Source organism: Cupriavidus sp. BIS7, from assembly GCF_000292345.1.
Classification (GTDB): Bacteria; Pseudomonadota; Gammaproteobacteria; order Burkholderiales; family Burkholderiaceae; genus Cupriavidus.
The window spans coordinates 1-2,064 of record NZ_ALOU01000104.1 but is presented as its reverse complement, the minus strand read 5'-3'; the positions used below and the strand labels follow the sequence as shown (position 1 = coordinate 2,064).

The following is a 2,064-nucleotide window of genomic DNA, read 5'->3' as shown; positions in this document are numbered from 1 at the left end:
GGCGCCGTGACGGGGCGGCAGTCCTACTTTCTGGAGGTGCCCGCCGCACCCAGTGCAGTGGCGCTGTCGGTGGTGTCGTTCGAGGCCGTGGAGCGCCTGGGCGAGCCCTACAAGGTCACCGTCCGGCTGACCCATCCCCTCGATCTGGACCGCGCCGAATACCTGAACCGGGACGCCACGTTCGTCATCGACGCCGCTGACTGCACCGAGCCGCGCAAGTTTGCCGGCTGGATCTCCGAGTTCTCCAGGACCCGCCAGACGGCCGACTTCTGCGCCTACGAGATCGTGCTGGAGCCGCTGGCGGCCCGCCTGCGATGCACGCCACGCAGTCGCATCTACCAGCAGAAGACCGCCCCGCAGATCATTGAGGCGATCCTGCGCGGCCATGACCTGCAGGGGCACCAGTTCGCGTTCAGGACGCGCCGCCAGTATCCGCAGCACCGGTTCCGGCTGCAGTACCAGATGTCCGACTGGGACTACATCCGCGTGCTGATGGAGCAGGAGGGGCTGTACTGCTACTTCGTTCCGGGCAAGTTCGGCGAGATGATCGTAATCGCCGATGACATCGATCACTACATTTACCAGCCCGAGCTGCGCGTGCCCTACCGGGAAACGGCGGGGCTGGAGTCCGGCATCGAGTCGGTTTCCGCAATCCGGACCCGTGCGAAGTCCGTGCCCGCATCATTCCTGGCCGCGGACTACAACCCCGAGGCAGCCTACGAGCGCTTCAAGGCCGACGCCAACGTGGCCCGCAAGGACCGCACCACCTACGGCACGCCCTACGTCTACGGCACCCACCACCTGGACCAGGACAGCGCGAAATGGGAGGCGCAACTGCGGCACGAGGCCGCCATCGCGGGGCAACTGGTCTACGAGGGCGAGAGCAATATCGTGAACCTGCGTCCGGCGCGCATCCTGCGCCTGGACGTGGCGCTGCCCGATGCCCCCAACGGCCAGGTCATCACCGAAGTCACCCACACCGGCGCGCGCGACCAGGCGTACCGCAACACGTACAAGGCGATCCCGTCTGACCGGCGCTTCCGCCTGCCGATCGATGACGCGAAGTGGCCGCGCATCGCCGGCACGCTGAGCGGGCGCATCACCTCGCCGAGCCAATACCAGTACGCGTACCTGACGCAGGACGGGCACTACATCGTGCGCTTCGACCTGGACTTCGACGACCGGCCCAGGGGCGCGGAGAGCGTGCCGCTGCGGCTGGCCAAGCCGTTCGCGGGCGCGCGGCAGACGGGCTTCCACTTCCCGCTGCTCGACGGCACCGAGGTGGCGATTGCCTTCCACGACGGCAACCCAAACCGACCGTACATCGCCCACGCGATGCACAACAGCCAGCAGCAGGACCTGATCACCAGCCACGACCGGTGGCTGTCCCGCAACGTCATCCGTACGCAGGCAAACAACAAGCTGCGGTTCGAGGACTGGGAGAAGCAGGAGAGCATCAAGCTGTCCACCGAGTACGCGGGCAAGTCGCAGCTCAACCTCGGCTACCTGGTCGATGCCCGGCGCAAGCAGCGCGGGGATGGATTCGAGCTGCGCACGTCGGGCTGGGGCGCGATTCGCGGGGGCAAGGGGCTGTTCCTCTCGGCCGATGACCAGCCGGGCGCGAATGGGCAGCAACTGGACATGCAGGCCGCCCGGGCGCTGCTCCAGCAGGCCGTGCTGCAAGCCGAAGCACTGGGCAGCGGCGCCACAGCCGCCCAGGCCGCCGCCGCAGACTACGAGCGCCAGAAGGCGCTGTTCACCGACACGCTGGACCAACTGAAGCAGGCCGGCATCCTGGCCAGCGCCCCGGCGGGCATCGCACTGGTTTCCGGCGCCGATGTGCAACTGTCGGCCAACAAGACCCTGACCCTTACGGCCGGCGACCACGCGGACATCAGCGTGCTCAAGCGTTTCACCGTGGCGGCAGGCGAACTGGTGTCGGTCTATGCCCAGAAGCTCGGCATCAAGCTGTTCGCGGCGCGGGGCAAGGTGGAGATCCAGGCGCAGAGCGACGAGATGCGGCTGATGGCCGCTCAGAACGTGACCGTGACCAGCGCCAACGGG

1 protein-coding gene is annotated in these 2,064 nt (G+C 67.4%); it reads left to right on the top strand.

What is annotated here, in order from left to right:
* Nucleotides 1-6: 6 nt before the first annotated feature.
* The coding region (gene vgrG / locus B552_RS0126280) for a type VI secretion system Vgr family protein (RefSeq protein ID WP_083860362.1) at nt 7-2,064 on the top strand (2,058 nt) is incomplete at its 3' end.